The sequence below is a fragment of the Subtercola boreus genome (genome assembly GCF_003399635.1).
Lineage (GTDB): Bacteria > Actinomycetota > Actinomycetes > Actinomycetales > Microbacteriaceae > Subtercola > Subtercola boreus_B.
This window is the reverse complement of sequence record NZ_NBXB01000028.1, coordinates 1-17,127: the sequence shown is the minus strand read 5'-3', so window position 1 is coordinate 17,127 and position 17,127 is coordinate 1. Positions and strand designations below refer to the sequence as shown.

Below are 17,127 nucleotides of genomic sequence, written 5' to 3'. Positions count from 1 at the left end.
CATGGGTTCTTTCGGGAGCACAAGCATCGTCGACGGACCCGTGGTGTGGGTGGTCTACGCGGTCGCTCTCCTGCTGGCAGTGGTGCTGGTGGTGGCGCGGCCGAATGCGACCTGGATCCGCGGTCGCTGGGTCACCGTCTGCCTGATCGTGATGGTCGTGGGCGCGGTGGCGGGGGCCCTGTTCACCTGGTTCACGGATGACGTGCTGAACCTTTTCGGCGTGTCGTTCTCCTTCGTCACCCGCGCCTGGATCGCGGCTGCGGTGGCCGGTTTCGGCCTCGGGCTCTGTTCCGTGGTGGCCGGTCGTCTCCGCCGAAAACTGCTGGGCGCCGTGGGCGCGGTCGTGTTCCTCGCCGCGGGCGCGATGAGTGTCAACATCGACATTGGAACGTATCCCACGATCCAGTCCCTGGCCGGCGTGAGCCCCTACGACGCGTCGACCCTTCCGGTGCTGGGGGAGGCTGTCGTCTTCGCCGGCCCGCTGTACACCAGCTGGCAGCCGCCCGCCGATCTCCCGGCCACCGGCTCGACCTCCAGCGTGCGGATCCCCGGCACCGTCTCGGGTTTCGACGCCCGTGACGGCCTCGTCTACCTGCCACCCGCTGCACTCGTGGCCCATCCGCCGGCACTCCCTGTTGTCATCGCCCTCTCCGGCCAGCCGGGCGCCCCGGCCGATCCACTGGTCTCCGGTCACCTCGCGGAGTCGCTCGACGCGTTCGCGAAGGCGCACAACGGTCTCGCCCCCATCGTCGTGAGCCCCGACCAGCTCGGCGCCCCCGAGAACAATCCGATGTGCGTCGACGGTGCCCTCGGAAACGCGGCCACCTACCTGACCGTCGACGTGGTGGCATGGATCACCGCACACCTGCCCGCGAGCGCCGGACCAGAGATGTGGGCGATCGCCGGCTTCTCCGAAGGGGGAACCTGCGCGGTCCAGCTGGGAGCCGAGCATCCGGAACTCTTCGGGGGTCTCCTCGACATCTCCGGCGAACTGGTACCGACCAACGGGAGCACGCCGCAGGCGACCATCGACTCCGGGTTCGCCGGGAGCGTGTCAGCCTACACAGCCGCCCAGCCGCTGACGATCCTGAAGGAACACACACCGTACACCGGGAGTTTCGCGGTGTTCGCCGTCGGCGAGAACGACCCGGAGTTCCTCGCCACCCAGCTCACCGTCGCCGCGGCGGCCCAGGCGGCCGGGATGACCACCACTTCCTTCCTGGCACCGGGAAGCGGCCACGACTACACGACAGCCACCTATTCCTTCGCCCGCGGCGTCGGCCTGCTGGCGTCGCACTGGGGGCTCGCCCCGTGACGCTTCGGCCATGGCTCGCCTCGGTCGCACGCTGGGCTTCGTCGATCCCGTTCACCTGGGTTATCGCGGGGGTCGCGATCGTGGTGGGCATCCTGCAGATGGTGTTCCGGGCCTCTCTCGGGCGGCTCTTCGAGAGCCTCCTCTCCCTGAGTTTCGACCAGGTCGTCAGCCAGCACCACTGGTTTGCCGGGATCACGAGCGTGCTCTTCGCCGCTCGGGCCCTGCACATCGTCGTGCTGGTGCCGATCATCCTGATCGTGCTCGGTGCGGCCGAACGACTGCTCGGCACCTGGCGCACGGTCATGGTGTACCTGACCGTGGCCGTTGTGGCGAGCGCCCTCGGGCTGGCCCTGCAGGGCCTCGGCATCTGGCTGCAGGTGATCGCGGCCGAACAGGTGCGCTCGATGGCCACGATCGATCCGCTGATCCCGGTGGTGGGCGCGATCCTGGCTGCCAGCGCCTTCGCCGGCCCGCTGCTCCGGCGGCGCATCCGGGTTCTCGGCTTCGCAGCGCTTCTGATGTTCGTGCTCTATTCGGGCTTGCCCTCCGACCTCTACCGTCTTCTCGCGGCCGTGGTCGGTCTGCTGTTCGGCACGCTCCTGCGGCGACGACGGGATGGCCCGGCGGCGCGCCGCGTCACCCGCAGCAGCCATCGGGAGCTCCGTTCGCTCCTTGCGTCCCTCGTGGCGATCACCGCCGTCGGCCCCCTCATCACCATCGTCTCGCCGAACGGTTTCGGGCCGTTGCAGCCCCTTGGCCTGCTGTTCCGGGACACCCTGTCGAACCAGGCCGACATCGCATCTGCCTGCGTGTCCGGGCAGTACAGCGAGCTCTGTTCCGACGCGGTCGCAGCGGCGCGGCTGGACGGGGTCGGCCCTGTGCTCGTCACCCTCCTCCCGCTCGTCGTGCTCCTGGTCTCGGCGCTCGGGATCGTGCGCGGCCGGAGAGTCGCGCTCTGGCTCGCCGTCGCCGTCAACCTCTTCTTCGCCGTGCTCGGCGTCACCTACTACGGCGTGTTCCCCGCGATCGGTGCGAACACGTTCTTCGACCTCTCGAACGGGCAGTTCGACCAGCACAGCATCTCTGTCGTGATCTCCATCGTGCTGCCCCTTCTCATCGCCGGGCTGCTTGTGTCGAGTCTGCGCATCTTTCCGAGCGAATTCTCGGCGGGGGCGACACCCCGCTTCTTCCTGGTCGTGACGGCCGCCCTCGGAGTGGTCGCTGCCGTGTACCTCTCCCTGTCCTGGCTGCTCAGGACCGATTTCAGACCGGGCGTCTCGCTCGGCGATCTCGCCGTCGACCTGCCCGAGCGGTTCATGCCGGTCGGATTCCTCACCCTCGAACGCGCGGACGTGTTCCCGTCGAGCGACGCGACGCGCCTCCTCTACGAATGGGTCGGGCCCGTCTTCTGGATCATCGTCGTCGTCGCGGCACTGCTGTCGATCAGCCGGTTGAAGCTCGGTTCTGAGGCGAACGCGAGTGCGCGCATCCGTTCGCTCCTGCACTCCGGGGCGAAAGGTTCCCTGTCGTGGATGGCCACCTGGAGCGGGCACCACTACTGGTTCGGCGGCCCCGAGCAGGGTGCGCCGGCGGTGGCCTACCGGGTGATCAACGGCATCGCCATCGCGACCGGTGAGCCGCTCTGTGCCCCGGATGACCGGGCCGGCGCCCTCGCGGACTTCGCCCGGTTCGCGACCGACCACGGCTGGACCCCGGTGTTCTACGCGGTGTCGGGCGAGCTTGCACCCGAATTCCGGCAGATGCATTGGTCGCTCATGCAGATCGCCGAGGAAGCGGTCGTCGAGGTGTCGTCGTTCAGCCTCGAGGGAAAGAAGATGCAGGGCATCCGTACCGCCATCAACAAGGCCGTGAAGCTCGACATCACGGCCGAATGGACATCGTTCGCCAAGCTCAGTGCCTCCCAGGTCGCCCAGGTGCGGGACATCTCCGAACTCTGGGTGGCCGAGAAGGACCTGCCTGAGATGGGGTTCACCCTCGGTGGCCTCGACGAGTTGACCGATCCGGATGTGCGCCTGATGCTGGCCGTCGACACCGACGGTGCCGTGCTCGGCGTGACGAGCTGGCTGCCGAGCTACCGTGCCGGCACGGTGTGCGGGTGGACGCTCGACTTCATGCGGCGCCGGCCCGACTCCGTGAACGGGGTGATGGAGTTCCTGATCGCCGAGACCATCCTCGGGGCGCAGGCGGGCGGCCTCGACTTCGTCAGTCTCTCTGCGGCGCCGCTCGCACAGGGTGCTCCGGATGACGCGGCGAACCCGGCCCGTCAGGAGAACGCGACCCAGGCCCTGTTGACGGTTCTCGGCCGCGCCCTCGAGCCGGTCTACGGATTCCAGTCGCTGCTGTCGTTCAAACAGAAGTTCAAGCCGGCTCGGGTGCCCCTGTATCTCGCTTACGCCGACCCGCTCACACTGCCCGTCGTCGGTGTGAGTCTGGCAAGGGCCTATGTGCCGACCTTCTCGGCCAGGCACGCGCTCGGCTTCCTCACCCGCAGTTCATAGTGCTAGCCTCAGAGGGTGTCTTTCGGTCTCCTGCTTCTTAGCTGCCGCGACGGGTCTTAACCAGGCCCTCCCCGTCGCGGAGTCCGGCGTGTGTGTTTCGCCCCCGGCCAGACCCCTCGAAGACTGCAGGAGAGACCCATGAAGAACACCCAGAACGCATCGGCGATGCCGATCCACAAGTACCGCCCGTACAACGAGACATTCGCCGTCGAGCTGCCCGACCGCACGTGGCCGACCAAGACGATCACCGAGGCACCGCGCTGGTGCGCTGTCGATCTCCGGGACGGCAACCAGGCCCTCATCGATCCGATGAACCCCGAGCGCAAGCGCATCATGTTCGACCTGCTCGTGCGCATGGGCTACAAGGAGATCGAGATCGGTTTCCCGAGCGCCAGCCAGACCGACTTCGACTTCGTGCGGAGCCTGATCGACGAGAACGCCATCCCCGACGACGTCACGATCCAGGTGCTGACCCAGGCGCGCGAGAGCCTCATCTCCCGCACGTTCGAGTCGCTGAAGGGTGCGAAGCAGGCGATCGTGCACCTCTACAACTCCACGAGCATCCTGCAGCGTGACGTCGTGTTCCGAAGCGACCGCCAGGGCATCGTCGACCTGGCCCTCGAGGGCGCTCGCCTCTGCAAACAGTACGAGGCGACCATCCCCGACACGACGATCTACTACGAGTACAGCCCCGAGAGCTACACAGGCACGGAGCTCGACTTCGCTCTCGAGATCACGAACCAGGTCATCGAGGTGTTCGAGCCGACCGAGGAACGAAAGGTCATCGTCAACCTGCCGGCCACCGTCGAGATGTCGACCCCGAACGTCTACGCCGATTCGATCGAGTGGATGTCGCGGCGCCTCGTGCACCGTTCGAATGTCATTCTCTCGCTGCACCCGCACAACGATCGCGGCACCGCCGTCGCCGCCGCGGAACTCGGCTACCTGGCCGGCGCCGACCGAATCGAGGGCTGTCTCTTCGGCAATGGGGAACGCACCGGCAACGTCGACCTCGTCGCCCTCGGCATCAACATGTTCACCCAGGGCATCGACCCGCAGATCGACTTCAGCGACCTCGACGGAGTGCGCCGCACGGTGGAGTACTGCAACCAGCTGAAGGTGGCCGAGCGCCATCCGTGGGCCGGCGACCTCGTCTACACCGCGTTCAGCGGCTCCCACCAGGATGCGATCAAGAAGGGCTTCGAGGCCATGGAGGCCGACGCCGCCGCGCAGGGCGTCGATGTCGACTCGCTGCTCTGGGCGGTGCCCTACCTGCCGGTCGACCCGAAGGATCTCGGCCGTTCGTACGAAGCGGTGATCCGGGTCAACTCGCAGTCGGGCAAGGGCGGCGTCGCCTACCTGCTGAAGAACGACCACAAGCTCGACCTGCCGCGGCGCCTCCAGATCGAGTTCAGCGGTGTCGTGCAGGCCAAGACGGATGCCGACGGCGGAGAGGTCACGAGCGACCAGATCTGGGACATCTTCCAGGACGAGTACCTGCCCGCACCCTCATCCCGCGTCGAAGACAAGTGGGGCCGTTTCGAGCTCACGCGCACGAGCACGTCGAGCGACCTGAGCGGGCAGACCTCGCTCTCGGTCGACCTGCGGGTCGGCGAGGAGGTTCGCGGAGTCGTCGGTTCCGGCAACGGCCCGATCGCCGCCTTCCTCGACGTTCTCGCGCAGGAAGGCGTGGAGGTGCGGGTATTCGACTACGTCGAGCACGCTCTCAGCGCCGGCGGTGACGCCCTTGCAGCGGCCTACGTCGAGTGCCAGGTCGAGGGCATCACGTTCTGGGGTGTCGGGATCGACGCCGACATCTCCACGGCGTCGCTGAAGGCGGTCGTCAGTGCGGTGAACCGGGCGATCCGGGTCACCGGGCGCGACCGGCAGCTGGCCTCGGCGTAACACGACCTTGAGGGGCACCTCCCACCATTGTCAGCCGTGGGGCCGATAATTGGGGGGTGCCCCTCTACCGTGATGAAGTCGTCGTGCTCCGCACCCACAAGCTGGGTGAAGCCGACCGCATCGTCACGATGCTCTCGCGCCAGCACGGCAAGATCCGCGCCGTGGCGAAGGGGGTGCGACGCACCGCGTCGAAGTTCGGTGCCCGCCTCGAACCGTTCATGGTCGCCGACGTGCAGTTCTTCGAGGGCCGCACGCTCGACACGATCACCCAGGCGGTGACGATCGCCTCCTACGGTGCCGAGATCGCCTCCGACTACGGTAGCTACACTGCCGCCAGCGCGATGGTCGAGACGGCCGACAAACTCACCGACGCCGACGCGACCCAGCAGCAGTACCTCCTGCTCGTGGGCGCCCTCCGATCGCTCTCGCGGGGCGAGCACGGTTCGAGCCTCACCCTCGACTCGTACCTGCTCCGCGCTCTCTCGATGGCCGGTTGGGCGCCGAGCTTCTTCGACTGCGCCGTCTCGGGAGCTCCCGGCCCGCACTCGGCGTTCGTGGTGCAGCTCGGCGGCGTCGTCAGCGACGAACTCGCACCCCCCGGCACGCCCCGGCTCGATGCTTCGACGCTGGGGCTGCTGAGCGCGCTGCTCTCCGGTGACTGGACGCTCGCCGACGCCGCCGCCGACCGGGTGAAGTCCCAGGCCAGCGGCATCGTGGCGGCCTATGCCCAGTGGCACCTCGAACGGGGGCTGCGCTCCCTCCAGCACGTGGACCGCTCGAACGAACCGGTGAAGACGCTCCGGGATGCGCAGCTAGCCCGCCACGCGGCATCCCCAACCTTCATCCCCCTACCGAAAGCCCCGATCGCATGAGCCGCGTAGGCAAGACCTCACCACTGGCCGCGGATTTCAAGCCGCTCGACTACACCGGGCTGTATCCGCCGGAGATCCCGGTGGCGCAGGTGCCGAAGCACGTTGCGATCGTCATGGACGGCAACGGTCGCTGGGCCAACGCCCGCGGCCTCACCCGGGTCGAAGGGCACAAAGCCGGCGAGGCGGCGCTGCTCGATATTGTCGCGGGCGCCATCCAGATCGGTGTGAAGCACCTCAGCGTGTATGCGTTCTCGACCGAGAACTGGAAGCGCTCACCCGACGAGGTGCGGTTTCTGATGGGCTTCAACCGGGAGGTCCTGCACCGTCGCCGGGACCAACTCAACGAGTGGGGGGTGCGGGTGCGCTGGGCGGGTCGCCGCCCCCGGCTCTGGGCCTCCGTGATCAACGAGCTGCAGTTCGCCGAGCGGCTCACCGCAGCCAACTCGACGCTGACGCTCACCATGTGCGTGAACTACGGCGGGCGAAACGAGCTCACGGATGCGGTGCAGCAGATTGCCGCGGAGGTCGCTGCCGGGCGGCTGAAGCCGTCGGGCATCTCCGAGAAGCTCATCCAGAAGCACCTGTATGTGCCCGACCTGCCAGACGTCGACCTGTTCGTGCGGAGCTCGGGCGAGCAGCGCACGAGCAACTTCATGCTGTGGCAGTCGGCGTACGCGGAGATGGTGTTCCTCGACCGGCTCTGGCCGGACTTCACCCGCGCAGACCTGTGGCAGGCGATCGAGCACTACACCGGCCGCGCCCGCCGTTTCGGCGGCGCCGTCGACACGCCCGCCGGCCTCTGACCCGCCGCTCCCGCCGACGGCCCCGTCCCCGCCACCGCACCCGATCGAGACACCGAAAACTGTCGCTATCCGGCAGCGAGAGCGACAGTTTTCGTGGGTTCGACGGGCGGCGCCTCAGGCGCGGGGCTTCAGGGGGTCGGTGATGTCGGCGACCGTGGCGCCGAGGGCGGCCAGCAGGGCGTCGGCGTCGGTGAAGAGGGAATGGCCGTGCTCACCGGCGCCCAGCGCGATGCGCTTGCCGGTCATCCGTTCGTCGGCGAACACCGGCAGGGCCGTCGTGCTGCCGAGGGGCGTGATGGTGCCCCGCTCGTAGCCCGTGGCCTCGAGTGCTGCCTCGGGGGATGGCAACGAGAGCTTGTTGACCCCCACGAGCGTGCGGAGCTTCGACCAGCTGATCTGCCTGTCGCCGGGAACCAGCGCGAACAGGTAGTCGCCGTCGTGCCGCTTCACCACGAGCGACTTCACGATGTCTGCGGGGTCGAGCCCGAGCAGTGCGGCGGCTTCGTCGAGACTGCCGGCGGCGGGCCGCTCCACGATCTCGATGGCGAGGCCGTGCCGGCGGGCATCCTGTACCACCCGCTGGCGCCCGACCGGCGGATGAAGCTCTTCAGGCGGGGTCGTCACATCGTTCATGTCTTCATCCAACCGCGCATCGGGGAATAGCCTTCCCGCCTGGCCCGTTGGATTCCACATGAGCGACACTGGTACATCCGCCCCCATCAAGATCGACGTGTGGAGCGACATCGCCTGCCCGTGGTGCTACATCGGCAAGCGAAAGCTCGAGAGCGGCATCGCTTCGTATCGTGCAGCGGCTGGGGTCGGGGCATCCGACATCGAGGTCGAGTACCACTCCTTCGAGCTGTCACCCGACACGCCCGTCGACTTCGAGGGCAGCGAGACCGAGTTTCTCGCCTCGCACAAGGGCATAGCCCCCGCGCAGGCTGCCGAGATGTTGGAGCGGGTGACCGGCATCGCCACCGACGTGGGGCTGCACTACGACTACGACGCACTCCAGCACACCAACACGGTCAAGGCCCACCAGCTCATCCACTACGCGAAGGCGCGCGGCCTGCAGCTCGAGGCGAAGGAACGCCTGCTGAAGGCGTATTTCGAAGAGGGACGGCATGTGGGGCGCGACGAGGATCTGGCCGACCTGGCCGCCGAGATTGGGCTCGACCGGGAGGATGTCCTCCGCTCCCTCCGTGAGAACGAGCATCTCGCCGGGGTGAAGGCCGACCAGGCGCAGGCCGTCGCCTACGGCATCCAGGGCGTGCCGTTCTTCGTGTTCGACGAGCAGTACGGAGTCTCCGGTGCGCAGGATGCGGCGACGTTCAGCGAATTGCTGGCGCAGCTGACCGAGGAGCGGAAGGCGGTGGCATCGTGACGGGGGAGGGCGTTCCGGCTGGTGCCGTGAAGATCCTCTCTCCGGTGACGTCACTTCTCGGCGGTGTCCCTCCCGAGGGGATGGTCTGCGGCATCGACGGTGTGTGTACGCCGACGGATGCGGACAGCTCCTCCACAGGAGAGCAGAACTGACACTTCTCCACAGTCGCACCGCAGACGGCGTCGTCGCTTCGAAACTCTGGGAGAATTGACGAGATGTCTGCACCAACAACCACTACCGCCCCCGGGCGGAAACTCACCATCGGCCCGATCGCCCTCGACGTGCCGGTTGTTCTCGCGCCCATGGCCGGGATCACGAACACCGCGTACCGCAGGCTCTGCCGTGAATACGGTGCCGGGCTGTACGTCAGCGAGATGATCACGTCGCGCGCCCTCGTCGAACGCACCCCCGAGTCGATGCGGCTGATCACGCACCACCCCTCCGAGACCACCCGGTCGATCCAGCTCTACGGTGTCGACCCGAAGGTGATGCGGGAGGCCGTCACGATGCTGGTCGCCGAAGACCGCGCCGACCACATCGACATGAACTTCGGATGCCCCGTTCCCAAGGTCACGCGGCGAGGCGGTGGCTCGGCGCTGCCGTGGAAGAGCGATCTCTTCCGTTCGATCGTCGAAGCCGCGGTCGACGCTGCCGGAGACATCCCGGTGACGGTGAAGATGCGCAAGGGCATCGACGACACCCACCTCACCTACCTCGAAGCCGCACGTGCCGCAGAGGGTGCCGGTGTGGCATCCATCGCCCTTCACGCCCGCACGGCCGCCGACTTCTATTCGGGCCAGGCCGACTGGTCGGCCATCGCGAAGCTCAAGCAGACCATCACGAGTGTGCCGGTGCTCGGCAACGGCGACATCTGGTCGGCCGACGACGCGCTCCGCATGGTCGACGAGACCGGCTGCGACGGCGTGGTCGTCGGTCGTGGCTGCCTCGGCCGGCCGTGGCTCTTCGGCGACCTCGCGGCGGCCTTCCGCGCGCGAAACGGCGAGATCTCCGAGGCGGAGGCCCTCGCGGCCCGCGCCCATCCGCCGCTCGGCCAGGTCGCTGCGGCGCTCCGCCGGCACACGGTGCTGCTCACCGAGTTCTACGACAGCGAGGAGCACGCCTGCCGCGACATCCGTAAGCATGTCGCCTGGTACTTCAAGGGGTACCCGGTCGGGCACGAGATCAGAACGTCGCTCGCAATGGTCACCTCGCTCGCCGAGATGGACGACCTGCTGGCGATGCTCGACCCTGCTCTGCCGTACCCGGGTGTCGACGCCGAAGGGCCGCGGGGTCGAGCCGGCCGGCCGAAGAAGCCGACCCTGCCTGACGGTTGGCTGGCTTCCCGCACGCTCGACAGCCCGGGCCTTCGGCAACTCGCCGGCGCAGAGCTGGAGCACAGCGGTGGCTGACGCCCACGCGATGTCGGTCGAACCCCCGAGCGGGTACGACATCGTCGACACCGAGCGCCCCCTGCCCGAAGAGCACTACAGCCGCCGGAGCGACTTCGCCCGGGATCGCGCGCGCCTGTTGCACTCAGGGGCTCTCCGTCGTCTCGCAGCGAAGACGCAGGTGCTGAGCCCGGCGGCTGACCTCGACTTCGCGCGCAACCGGCTGACGCACTCCCTCGAGGTGGCGCAGGTGGGGCGGGAGCTCGCCTCGAGCCTCGGGCTCGACCCCGACGTGGTCGACACCGCGTGCCTGGCCCACGATCTCGGTCACCCTCCGTTCGGCCACAACGGGGAGCGTGCGCTCTCCGAGTGGGCAGCCGCCATCGGCGGGTTCGAAGGCAATGCGCAGAGCCTGCGCATTCTGACGAGGCTCGAGCCGAAGGTCTTCGGGCCGGGCGGCGAGACCTTCGGGTTGAACCTGACTCGCGCGAGCCTCGATGCGAGCTGCAAGTACCCGTGGTCGGCCGACGAAGCGGTGACCGACGCGAGCGGGCGGCAGAAGTTCGGCGTCTACAGCGACGACGTGCCCGTCTTCACCTGGCTGAGGCAGGGCGCGCCAGCCGGGGTGCTCTGCGTCGAGGCCCAGGTCATGGATCTCTCCGACGACATCGCCTACTCGGTGCACGACTTCGAGGACGCGGTGCTGAACGGCTACGTCGACGTGCCGGCTCTCGGCAGCCGGGTCGACCACGATGCCCTCGTCACGAGCATGCACTCCTGGGTGGGCGGGTCGTTCAGCCACGCCGAACTCATCGCCGCCTTCGACCGGCTCGACTCCCTCGACGTCTGGATGGACGATTGGAACGGCAGCCGCGTCGCCCAGGCCCAGCTCAAGAACCTGACAAGCCAGCTGATCGGGCGGTTCGCGGGTTCCGCCACACAGGCCACGCGCGAGGCGTATCCCGCGGCGAGCCTCATCCGCTATAACGCGAACGTGGTGGTTCCCCGGTCCGTGGCCGCGGAGATCGCGGTTCTGAAAGGCATCGTGGCGGCCTTCGTGATGTCGAGCACCAAGCGGAAGCCCATCTACCGGGCACAACGTGCGCTGCTCGTCGACCTGGCGGAGACCCTGATGGCGTCGGGGGAGCAGCACCTCGAGCCGCCGTTCGCCGCAGACTGGGCCGCTGCCGGGTCCGACGCCGAGCGCAAACGTGTCGTCGTCGACCAGGTCGCGAGCCTCACCGACCAGTCCGCTCTCACCTGGCACACCCGGCTCACCGCCGCCACCCCGATCTCGCAGAAGGCGTGACGCCATGGCCGGGCTGATCAGGCGCGCCGACATCGACGAGGTGCGATCGCGCATCAACATCGCCGACGTGGTCGGCGAATTCGTCACGCTGAAGAGCGCGGGCGTGGGGTCGATGAAAGGTCTCTGCCCCTTCCACGACGAGCGTTCACCGAGTTTCCACGTTCGGCCGCAGGTCGGCTATTACAAGTGCTTCGGCTGCGGTGAGGGCGGCGACGTCTTCACCTTCCTGCAGAAGATCGACCACGTCACCTTCAGCGAGGCCGTCGAGCGCCTCGCTGCCGGCATCGGATTCGAGCTGCACTACGAAGACGGCGGCTCGGCCAGCGACCACACCAACCGGGCGCGACTGCTTGCGGCGAATGAGGCGGCCAGGGAGTGGTTCACCGAACAGCTCGTCACCGAGGGCGCCGACATCGGCCGGCGGTTCCTCGGGGAACGCGGGTTCGACGCTGCCGCTGCCGAGCGCTTCGGAGTCGGATACGCCCCTCAGGGCTGGGACAACCTCGGCAAACACCTCCGGTCCCGCGGCTACACCGCCGAGGAGCTCTCCCTCGCCGGGCTCACCAGCTCGGGCGACCGTGGGTCATACGATCGCTTCCGCGGCCGGCTGGTGTGGCCGATCCGCGACCAGACCGGCCAGACCGTCGGGTTCGGCGCCCGGCGGCTGTACGACGACGACAAGGGCCCCAAATACCTCAACACCCCCGAGACGCCGGTGTATCACAAGTCACAGGTGCTCTACGGTCTGGATCTGGCCAAGCGCGACATCTCCCGCGCGCGGCAGGTCGTGGTGGTCGAAGGCTACACCGACGTCATGGCCTGCCATCTCGCCGGTGTGACCACCGCGGTGGCGACCTGCGGAACGGCCTTCGGTGTCGAACACATCAAGATCATCCGGCGCATCCTGGGCGACGACACCGTCGGGCTCGGCGAAGTTGTCTTCACCTTCGACCCCGATGCCGCGGGGCAGAAGGCCGCACTCCGCGCCTTCAGCGAGGAGCAGCGTTTCGAGGCGCAGACCTACGTGGCGGTGGCGCCCGACGGGCTCGACCCCTGCGACCTCCGCCTGGGGCGCGGAGACGACGCGGTGAGAAGGCTCATCACCTCGAAGAAGCCCATGTTCGAATTCGCGATCAGGCAGAAGCTGTCGAACTACGACCTCAACACGGTCGAGGGCCGGGCGGCCGGCCTCCGGGATGCGGCACCGATCGTCTCCGACATCCGCGACCCCGCGCTCCGACCGGGCTACACGCGGGAGCTCGCCGGGATGCTCGGAGTCGACCTCGCCGAAGTCAAGAATGCCGTGGAGAGCGCGCGGCGCCGCGAGGCGGGGGCGCAGGGCGGCCAACCGCAACAGGGACGCCGGCCTGAACAGAAGCAACAGCAACCCCAGCAGCAGCGATCCCAGCCTCAGCGATTCCAGCCGCAGGCGTCGCAGCAGCCCCAGCAGCAATCCCCTCAGGTGCCCGGCCAGCAGGAGCTCGGCCAGCGGCCCCAGCAGGAGTCGCCTCCCGTGCAGCAGGTGTCGCTCACCCAGCTTCCCAGCACGACGGCTGTGCGACTCGAACGCGATGCCCTGATGGCGATGCTGCAGTACCCGAAGGTCGTGGGCCGTGAGCTGCTGGCCCGGGCATCCGTCGTCGGCTTCAGCGACCAGTCGCTTGCGGCCGTGCGGAGTGCGATCGCGGCATCCATCGACGACTACGAACGACCCGACTGGGTTGCCACCATCGTGGCCAGCGTCGGGGCGCCCTACGTCACCCTCGTCGAGCAGCTCGCTGTCGCCCCGGTCCCTGAGCGGCCGGAGCGTGAACTCGACGTCTATCTCCGGCGGGTCACCTCCTCACTCATCGAACGACACCTCGTGCGGCGAAAGGAAGAGGTGCTCGGGCGGTTGCAGCGCACCGAGCAGTCCGTCGACCCCGATGCGTACCGCTCGCTGCAGCGCGAACTCATGCAACTCGAGGCGGAGCGGCGCGCCATCCACGCAGACTGACCCTCCCGTCAGGCCGAGCGGTTAAGCTCGCAGTCATGAGTGAGCCCGTTCTGCTCGCGTCCGATGTGACGATCGAGTACCCCGCCCACAGCGTCAGCGCTGTCCACACAGCCGTTCGCGGAGTGAGCCTTCGCATCGAGCCCGGCGAGATCATCGGGCTGGTCGGGTCGAGCGGGTCAGGCAAGTCCACCTTCGGCCTCGTCGCGTCGGGGCTGGCCGGCGCCAAGTCGCGTGCCGTCAACCCTCGGGTGACCGGCGGGGAGTTCCGGGTTCTCGGATTCGACCTCCGCAAAGGCGTCCGCGGTCGCAAGTTCAACCGGCTGACCTTCGGCGTCGGCTATCTTCCGCAGAGCTCGGGCAACGACTTCGCGCCCAATCTGACCGTCGCCGAGCTCGTCGCCGAGCCGATCTTCTCCCGAGACAAGCGGTTCGACGAGAAGTCCGCCAGCCTCAAGGTCGCCACGCTTCTGGATGCCCTGCTGCTGCCGAACGGAACAGCCCGCAAGCTCCCGCACGAACTGTCGAACGGCCAACGCCAGCGTGTTGCCATCGCTCGTTCGCTCATCCTCGATCCCGTGTTCCTCGTCGCAGACGAGCCCACGGCGGGTGTGGATGTCTCGATCCGGGGTCCCATCATCGATGTGATCGTCGCCATGCAGCGGGAACGCGGCGCGACGGCGCTGATCGTGAGCCATGACCTCGAGGTGCTGCGGCGATCGGTGGATCGGATCGTCGTGCTGCACGAAGGCGTGGTCGTCGGCGTCGGTACCATGGACGAGGTGCTCTCCGATCCGAGGCATCCCTACGTCGCCAGCCTGGCGAAGACAATGGGTACGACGGAACGCTAGCGCCCGCCGATCCGCCCGAAAGGCTTCCATGAGCACCTCCCGTTACGACCAGCCTGACGTCGCGGGGCCGAACGCCGGCCAGCATCGTGCTGTGCTCTCCGTCGACGTCGTGCCCGTGAGCACCGAGCTCCGACCCACCCCGGGCCCCATCGCGTTCCTCCCGAAGCCCGGTGCGCTCTTCGTCGACGCCGTGACCGCCGCCGGGGGAGAGGTGAGCGACCTCTCCGAGCACACCCGCGGCATCGTCTGGCTCACCTCCCGTTCGCCGAGCGATCTCGGGGCGGCCCTCGACGCGAACCCCCAGGTGCAGTGGGTGCAGCTTCCGTGGGCTGGGATCGATGCGTTCGCCGATGTTCTGAAGAGTCACAACCGGCCGCACCTGCTGTGGACGAGCGCCAAGGGCGCGTATGCCCAGCCTGTCGCCGAGCACGCGCTGATGCTCGCGCTGGCCCTCTTGCGTCGCATTCCCGAGCGGGTGCGCGCCACGTCCTGGGGCGAGTCCACGGGGGACTCCCTGTACGGCCGCCACGTCGTCATCATCGGCGCCGGTGGTATCGCCGTCGAGCTACTGCGCCTCCTCGCGCCGTTCGACGTCGCCACCACGATTGTGCGCCGGAGCGCCGATCCACTGCCCGGTGCCGACCGCACCGTGGCATCGGATGACCTCGATGAGGTGCTCGCCGAAGCCGACGTCGTCTTCGTGGCCGCCGCCATGACATCAGGCACCCGGCACCTGATCGGACAGCGACAGCTCACCCTGATGAAGAAGACCGCGTATCTCGTCAACATCGCCCGCGGCGGCCTCATCGACACGGATGCACTGGTCGATGCCCTCGAATCCGGCGAGATAGCCGGCGCGGGTGTCGACGTCACCGACCCTGAGCCGCTGCCGGACGGCCACCCGCTCTGGTCGGCCCCGAACGTTATCATCACGCCGCACAGCGCGGACACCCCCGAGATGACCGCTCCGCTCCTGGCGGCGCGGCTGAAACAGAATGTGGCGGCGTTCCTCGGCGACGGCAGATTCGCCGGGGTGGTGGATCCGGAGGCCGGCTACTAGGTCGTCTTGCTGCGGCCCCCCAGGGTCACCAGCACGGCTTGAACTCAGTACTCCCGGAACGCGGACGCCTGTGCACGTTGTGTGGCCGTCGCCTGAGCGTTCAACCCTGCGCACCAGCTCGGATAGATCCGGAACCCGCGCTTGCCCGGTTGCCTCCCGGAGGTGATGCCGAGTTCGGCGAGATGCGCGCCGGTGAACCGGAACACGCCACGGCGACCATGTTGCTCCACGAAGACAAGCAGGCCTGCGGCGAGGTCATCATCCGTGAACGGCTGCGTCGTCCCGTCTGCGTCCCGCCTCCAGAAGGCCACGAATGCACCCGGCTTGGTCGGCGTGTTCCTCGCCGTCCGGATGTGCCACGCCTCGTCGCCGATCTGCGCAACGCCCGATTGATAGTCGCTGTTCTGCGGCTCGGGTTCTACTGCGACGGTGACCCCCACCTCAGCCGAATAGGCCTCGAACGCTTCGAATTGCACCCGGCCACGCTATCCCACCCGTCGACGCTGTCCAACCCGTCACGTCACCAGCCGGATGCCCGCTGCCACCAGCGCCGCCACGGCAACGACGACGATGAAGGGCACCTTCAGGGCGTAGAGGCCGGCGGCTGCGAGGATGGCCGGCACACGGGCATCCAGAACCAACGACTGACCCTGGCCGAGCGTCTGCACGGCTATCAGACCCGCGAGGAGCGCAACGGTGAGCAGATTGGCCACGCGGGCTGGCGTCGGTCGTGTGAGGAGCGCCGGCGGGATCACATAGCCGGTGAGCTTGAGAGCGAAACACGCGATCGACGCGAGAATGAGGATCTGCCAGAGCGTCACGCGAGCGGGGCTCCTTCTGTGTCACTAGTGGTGCGTGTGCCCAGCCAGTCGGTCAGCCCGAAGACGACCGCGACGATCGCCGCGATGATCACCGGGAGCCCCGGAGCGACGACCGGCGTGAGCAGTGCCGCGGCGACGGCGGCGACCACGGCGACGGCCTGGGCCTGGAGGTGCTTCAGGCGGGGCCAGAGCAGGCCGAGGAATGCGGCAGCTGCGGCGGCGTCGAGCCCGTAGGCACTGACATCGCCGATCAGGTTGCCGATGAGGGCGCCGACGAGGGTGGTGAGGTTCCAGCCGACGAAGACGAGGAGCCCCGTCAGCCAGAATCCGACGCGTTGGGCGGCCGGCGTCGACTGAGCGGTCGAAACGGCCACAGACTCATCGATCGTCAGGTGGGCGGCCGCAATTCGTTTCATCCAGCCTGATCCGACCACGGGCGACATGCGCAACGCATAGATGACGTTGCGCGATCCGAGCAGGGCGGCGCTGGCGATGGCCGAGGGTCCGGCAGCAACACCTCCCGACGCGATGACGCCGACGAGAGCGAACTGCGAGCCGCCCGTGAACATCACGAGACTCATGAAACAGGTCTGCCAGACGTCGAGGCCGGCGGCGGTGGCCAGCGCTCCGAAGGAGATGCCGTAGGCGGCTGTGGCGAGACCGACGGCGAGGCTGGCGCGTGCGGCGCCGTTCGTCTCGGGGGTCAGAGTCATTGGTTCATTGTGGCCGAAAACTCTCAGGAACTCTTTTTGCGTCGGCTACAGTTTGGCGCGGCTTTGCTGAGGGAATGTCAGTGGTTGGTGTTTGACTTGGAGCATGAACCAGCCAGCCTCGACCTTTGACATCGCTTCGGTGATGGAGTGGGTTTTGGATGCCCGGCAGCGGTTCGACGCCTTGTTGGCGGGCG

General features: G+C 67.8%; 16 protein-coding genes. 12 read left to right on the top strand and 4 right to left on the bottom strand.

The features are described from left to right. Position 1: 1 nt before the first annotated feature. The 5 genes from B7R22_RS09245 (at position 2) to B7R22_RS09225 (ending at position 7,414) form a co-directional block, all read left to right on the top strand. Positions 2 to 1,315: an alpha/beta hydrolase gene (locus B7R22_RS09245; RefSeq protein ID WP_116411470.1), complete on the top strand. Its 1,314-nt coding sequence runs from the start codon at positions 2 to 4 to the stop codon at positions 1,313 to 1,315. Beyond that, positions 1,312 to 3,834 (top strand): phosphatidylglycerol lysyltransferase domain-containing protein, encoded by a 2,523-nt coding sequence (locus tag B7R22_RS09240; RefSeq protein WP_116411469.1) that lies wholly within the window; start codon positions 1,312 to 1,314, stop codon positions 3,832 to 3,834. Before B7R22_RS09245 ends, B7R22_RS09240 begins: the two co-directional genes overlap by 4 nt. 138 nt (positions 3,835 to 3,972) lie before the next feature. Next, positions 3,973 to 5,739, top strand: coding sequence for a 2-isopropylmalate synthase (leuA, locus tag B7R22_RS09235; protein WP_116411468.1), 1,767 nt, complete (start codon positions 3,973 to 3,975; stop codon positions 5,737 to 5,739). A gap of 56 nt (positions 5,740 to 5,795) precedes the next feature. Then, positions 5,796 to 6,611 carry a DNA repair protein RecO gene (gene recO, locus B7R22_RS09230; RefSeq protein WP_116411467.1) on the top strand — a complete coding sequence of 272 codons (816 nt, stop codon included), beginning with the start codon at positions 5,796 to 5,798 and terminating at the stop codon, positions 6,609 to 6,611. Continuing rightward, positions 6,608 to 7,414 carry an isoprenyl transferase gene (locus B7R22_RS09225; RefSeq protein WP_116411466.1) on the top strand — a complete coding sequence of 269 codons (807 nt, stop codon included), beginning with the start codon at positions 6,608 to 6,610 and terminating at the stop codon, positions 7,412 to 7,414. The genes recO and B7R22_RS09225 overlap by 4 nt, the downstream gene beginning before the upstream one ends. A 114-nt stretch (positions 7,415 to 7,528) precedes the next feature. Here the strand turns inward: B7R22_RS09225 and B7R22_RS09220 are convergent, their stop codons facing one another. Then, positions 7,529 to 8,047, bottom strand: coding sequence for an aminoacyl-tRNA deacylase (locus B7R22_RS09220; protein WP_116411465.1), 519 nt, complete (start codon positions 8,045 to 8,047; stop codon positions 7,529 to 7,531). Positions 8,048 to 8,105: 58 nt separating this feature from the next. Between B7R22_RS09220 and B7R22_RS09215 the strand changes: the two genes are divergently transcribed. From B7R22_RS09215 to B7R22_RS09190, 7 genes are all read left to right on the top strand, one after another. After that, positions 8,106 to 8,798 carry a DsbA family oxidoreductase gene (locus tag B7R22_RS09215; RefSeq protein WP_116411464.1) on the top strand — a complete coding sequence of 231 codons (693 nt, stop codon included), beginning with the start codon at positions 8,106 to 8,108 and terminating at the stop codon, positions 8,796 to 8,798. A gap of 26 nt (positions 8,799 to 8,824) precedes the next feature. Beyond that, a complete protein-coding gene (locus tag B7R22_RS20080) occupies positions 8,825 to 8,950 on the top strand; it encodes a hypothetical protein (protein WP_301182607.1) in 126 nt (41 codons plus the stop codon). Between the two features lie 63 nt (positions 8,951 to 9,013). Then, positions 9,014 to 10,207 carry a tRNA dihydrouridine synthase DusB gene (dusB, locus tag B7R22_RS09210; protein WP_116411463.1) on the top strand — a complete coding sequence of 398 codons (1,194 nt, stop codon included), beginning with the start codon at positions 9,014 to 9,016 and terminating at the stop codon, positions 10,205 to 10,207. 10 nt (positions 10,208 to 10,217) lie between these two features. Beyond that, positions 10,218 to 11,495, top strand: coding sequence for a deoxyguanosinetriphosphate triphosphohydrolase (locus B7R22_RS09205; protein WP_116411571.1), 1,278 nt, complete (start codon positions 10,218 to 10,220; stop codon positions 11,493 to 11,495). 4 nt (positions 11,496 to 11,499) lie between these two features. Next, on the top strand, positions 11,500 to 13,491 hold the full coding sequence (dnaG, locus tag B7R22_RS09200) for a DNA primase (protein WP_116411462.1): 1,992 nt from the start codon (positions 11,500 to 11,502) through the stop codon (positions 13,489 to 13,491). A gap of 35 nt (positions 13,492 to 13,526) precedes the next feature. Then, the gene (locus B7R22_RS09195; protein WP_116283283.1) at positions 13,527 to 14,339 is read left to right on the top strand and encodes an ATP-binding cassette domain-containing protein; all 813 of its coding nucleotides are present in this window, start codon (positions 13,527 to 13,529) and stop codon (positions 14,337 to 14,339) included. Between the two features lie 28 nt (positions 14,340 to 14,367). Next, positions 14,368 to 15,399 carry a D-isomer specific 2-hydroxyacid dehydrogenase family protein gene (locus B7R22_RS09190; protein WP_116411461.1) on the top strand — a complete coding sequence of 344 codons (1,032 nt, stop codon included), beginning with the start codon at positions 14,368 to 14,370 and terminating at the stop codon, positions 15,397 to 15,399. Positions 15,400 to 15,443: 44 nt separating this feature from the next. Here B7R22_RS09190 and B7R22_RS09185 read toward each other — a convergent pair whose 3' ends face one another. The 3 genes from B7R22_RS09185 to B7R22_RS09175 are packed head-to-tail and all read right to left on the bottom strand — an operon-like array spanning position 15,444 to position 16,933. Then, a complete protein-coding gene (locus B7R22_RS09185) occupies positions 15,444 to 15,875 on the bottom strand; it encodes a MepB family protein (RefSeq protein ID WP_116411460.1) in 432 nt (143 codons plus the stop codon). Positions 15,876 to 15,914: 39 nt separating this feature from the next. Then, entirely contained in the window at positions 15,915 to 16,220 is a 306-nt protein-coding gene (locus B7R22_RS09180) for an AzlD domain-containing protein (RefSeq protein WP_116283281.1), read from the bottom strand. After that, entirely contained in the window at positions 16,217 to 16,933 is a 717-nt protein-coding gene (locus B7R22_RS09175) for an AzlC family ABC transporter permease (RefSeq protein ID WP_116411459.1), read from the bottom strand. The genes B7R22_RS09180 and B7R22_RS09175 overlap by 4 nt, the downstream gene beginning before the upstream one ends. Positions 16,934 to 17,127 lie beyond the last annotated feature (194 nt).

What these genes read in the sequence shown, in the direction of transcription:
- B7R22_RS09190 (WP_116411461.1), top strand. Translation starts at nt 14,368, where the DNA reads ATGAGCACCTCCCGTTACGACCAGCCTGACGTCGCGGGGCCGAACGCC.
- B7R22_RS09220 (WP_116411465.1), bottom strand. Translation starts at nt 8,047, where the DNA reads ATGAACGATGTGACGACCCCGCCTGAAGAGCTTCATCCGCCGGTCGGG.
- dnaG (WP_116411462.1), top strand. Translation starts at nt 11,500, where the DNA reads ATGGCCGGGCTGATCAGGCGCGCCGACATCGACGAGGTGCGATCGCGC.
- B7R22_RS09175 (WP_116411459.1), bottom strand. Translation starts at nt 16,933, where the DNA reads ATGACTCTGACCCCCGAGACGAACGGCGCCGCACGCGCCAGCCTCGCC.
- dusB (WP_116411463.1), top strand. Translation starts at nt 9,014, where the DNA reads ATGTCTGCACCAACAACCACTACCGCCCCCGGGCGGAAACTCACCATC.
- leuA (WP_116411468.1), top strand. Translation starts at nt 3,973, where the DNA reads ATGAAGAACACCCAGAACGCATCGGCGATGCCGATCCACAAGTACCGC.
- B7R22_RS09245 (WP_116411470.1), top strand. Translation starts at nt 2, where the DNA reads ATGGGTTCTTTCGGGAGCACAAGCATCGTCGACGGACCCGTGGTGTGG.
- B7R22_RS09225 (WP_116411466.1), top strand. Translation starts at nt 6,608, where the DNA reads ATGAGCCGCGTAGGCAAGACCTCACCACTGGCCGCGGATTTCAAGCCG.
- B7R22_RS09215 (WP_116411464.1), top strand. Translation starts at nt 8,106, where the DNA reads ATGAGCGACACTGGTACATCCGCCCCCATCAAGATCGACGTGTGGAGC.
- B7R22_RS09205 (WP_116411571.1), top strand. Translation starts at nt 10,218, where the DNA reads ATGTCGGTCGAACCCCCGAGCGGGTACGACATCGTCGACACCGAGCGC.
- B7R22_RS09195 (WP_116283283.1), top strand. Translation starts at nt 13,527, where the DNA reads ATGAGTGAGCCCGTTCTGCTCGCGTCCGATGTGACGATCGAGTACCCC.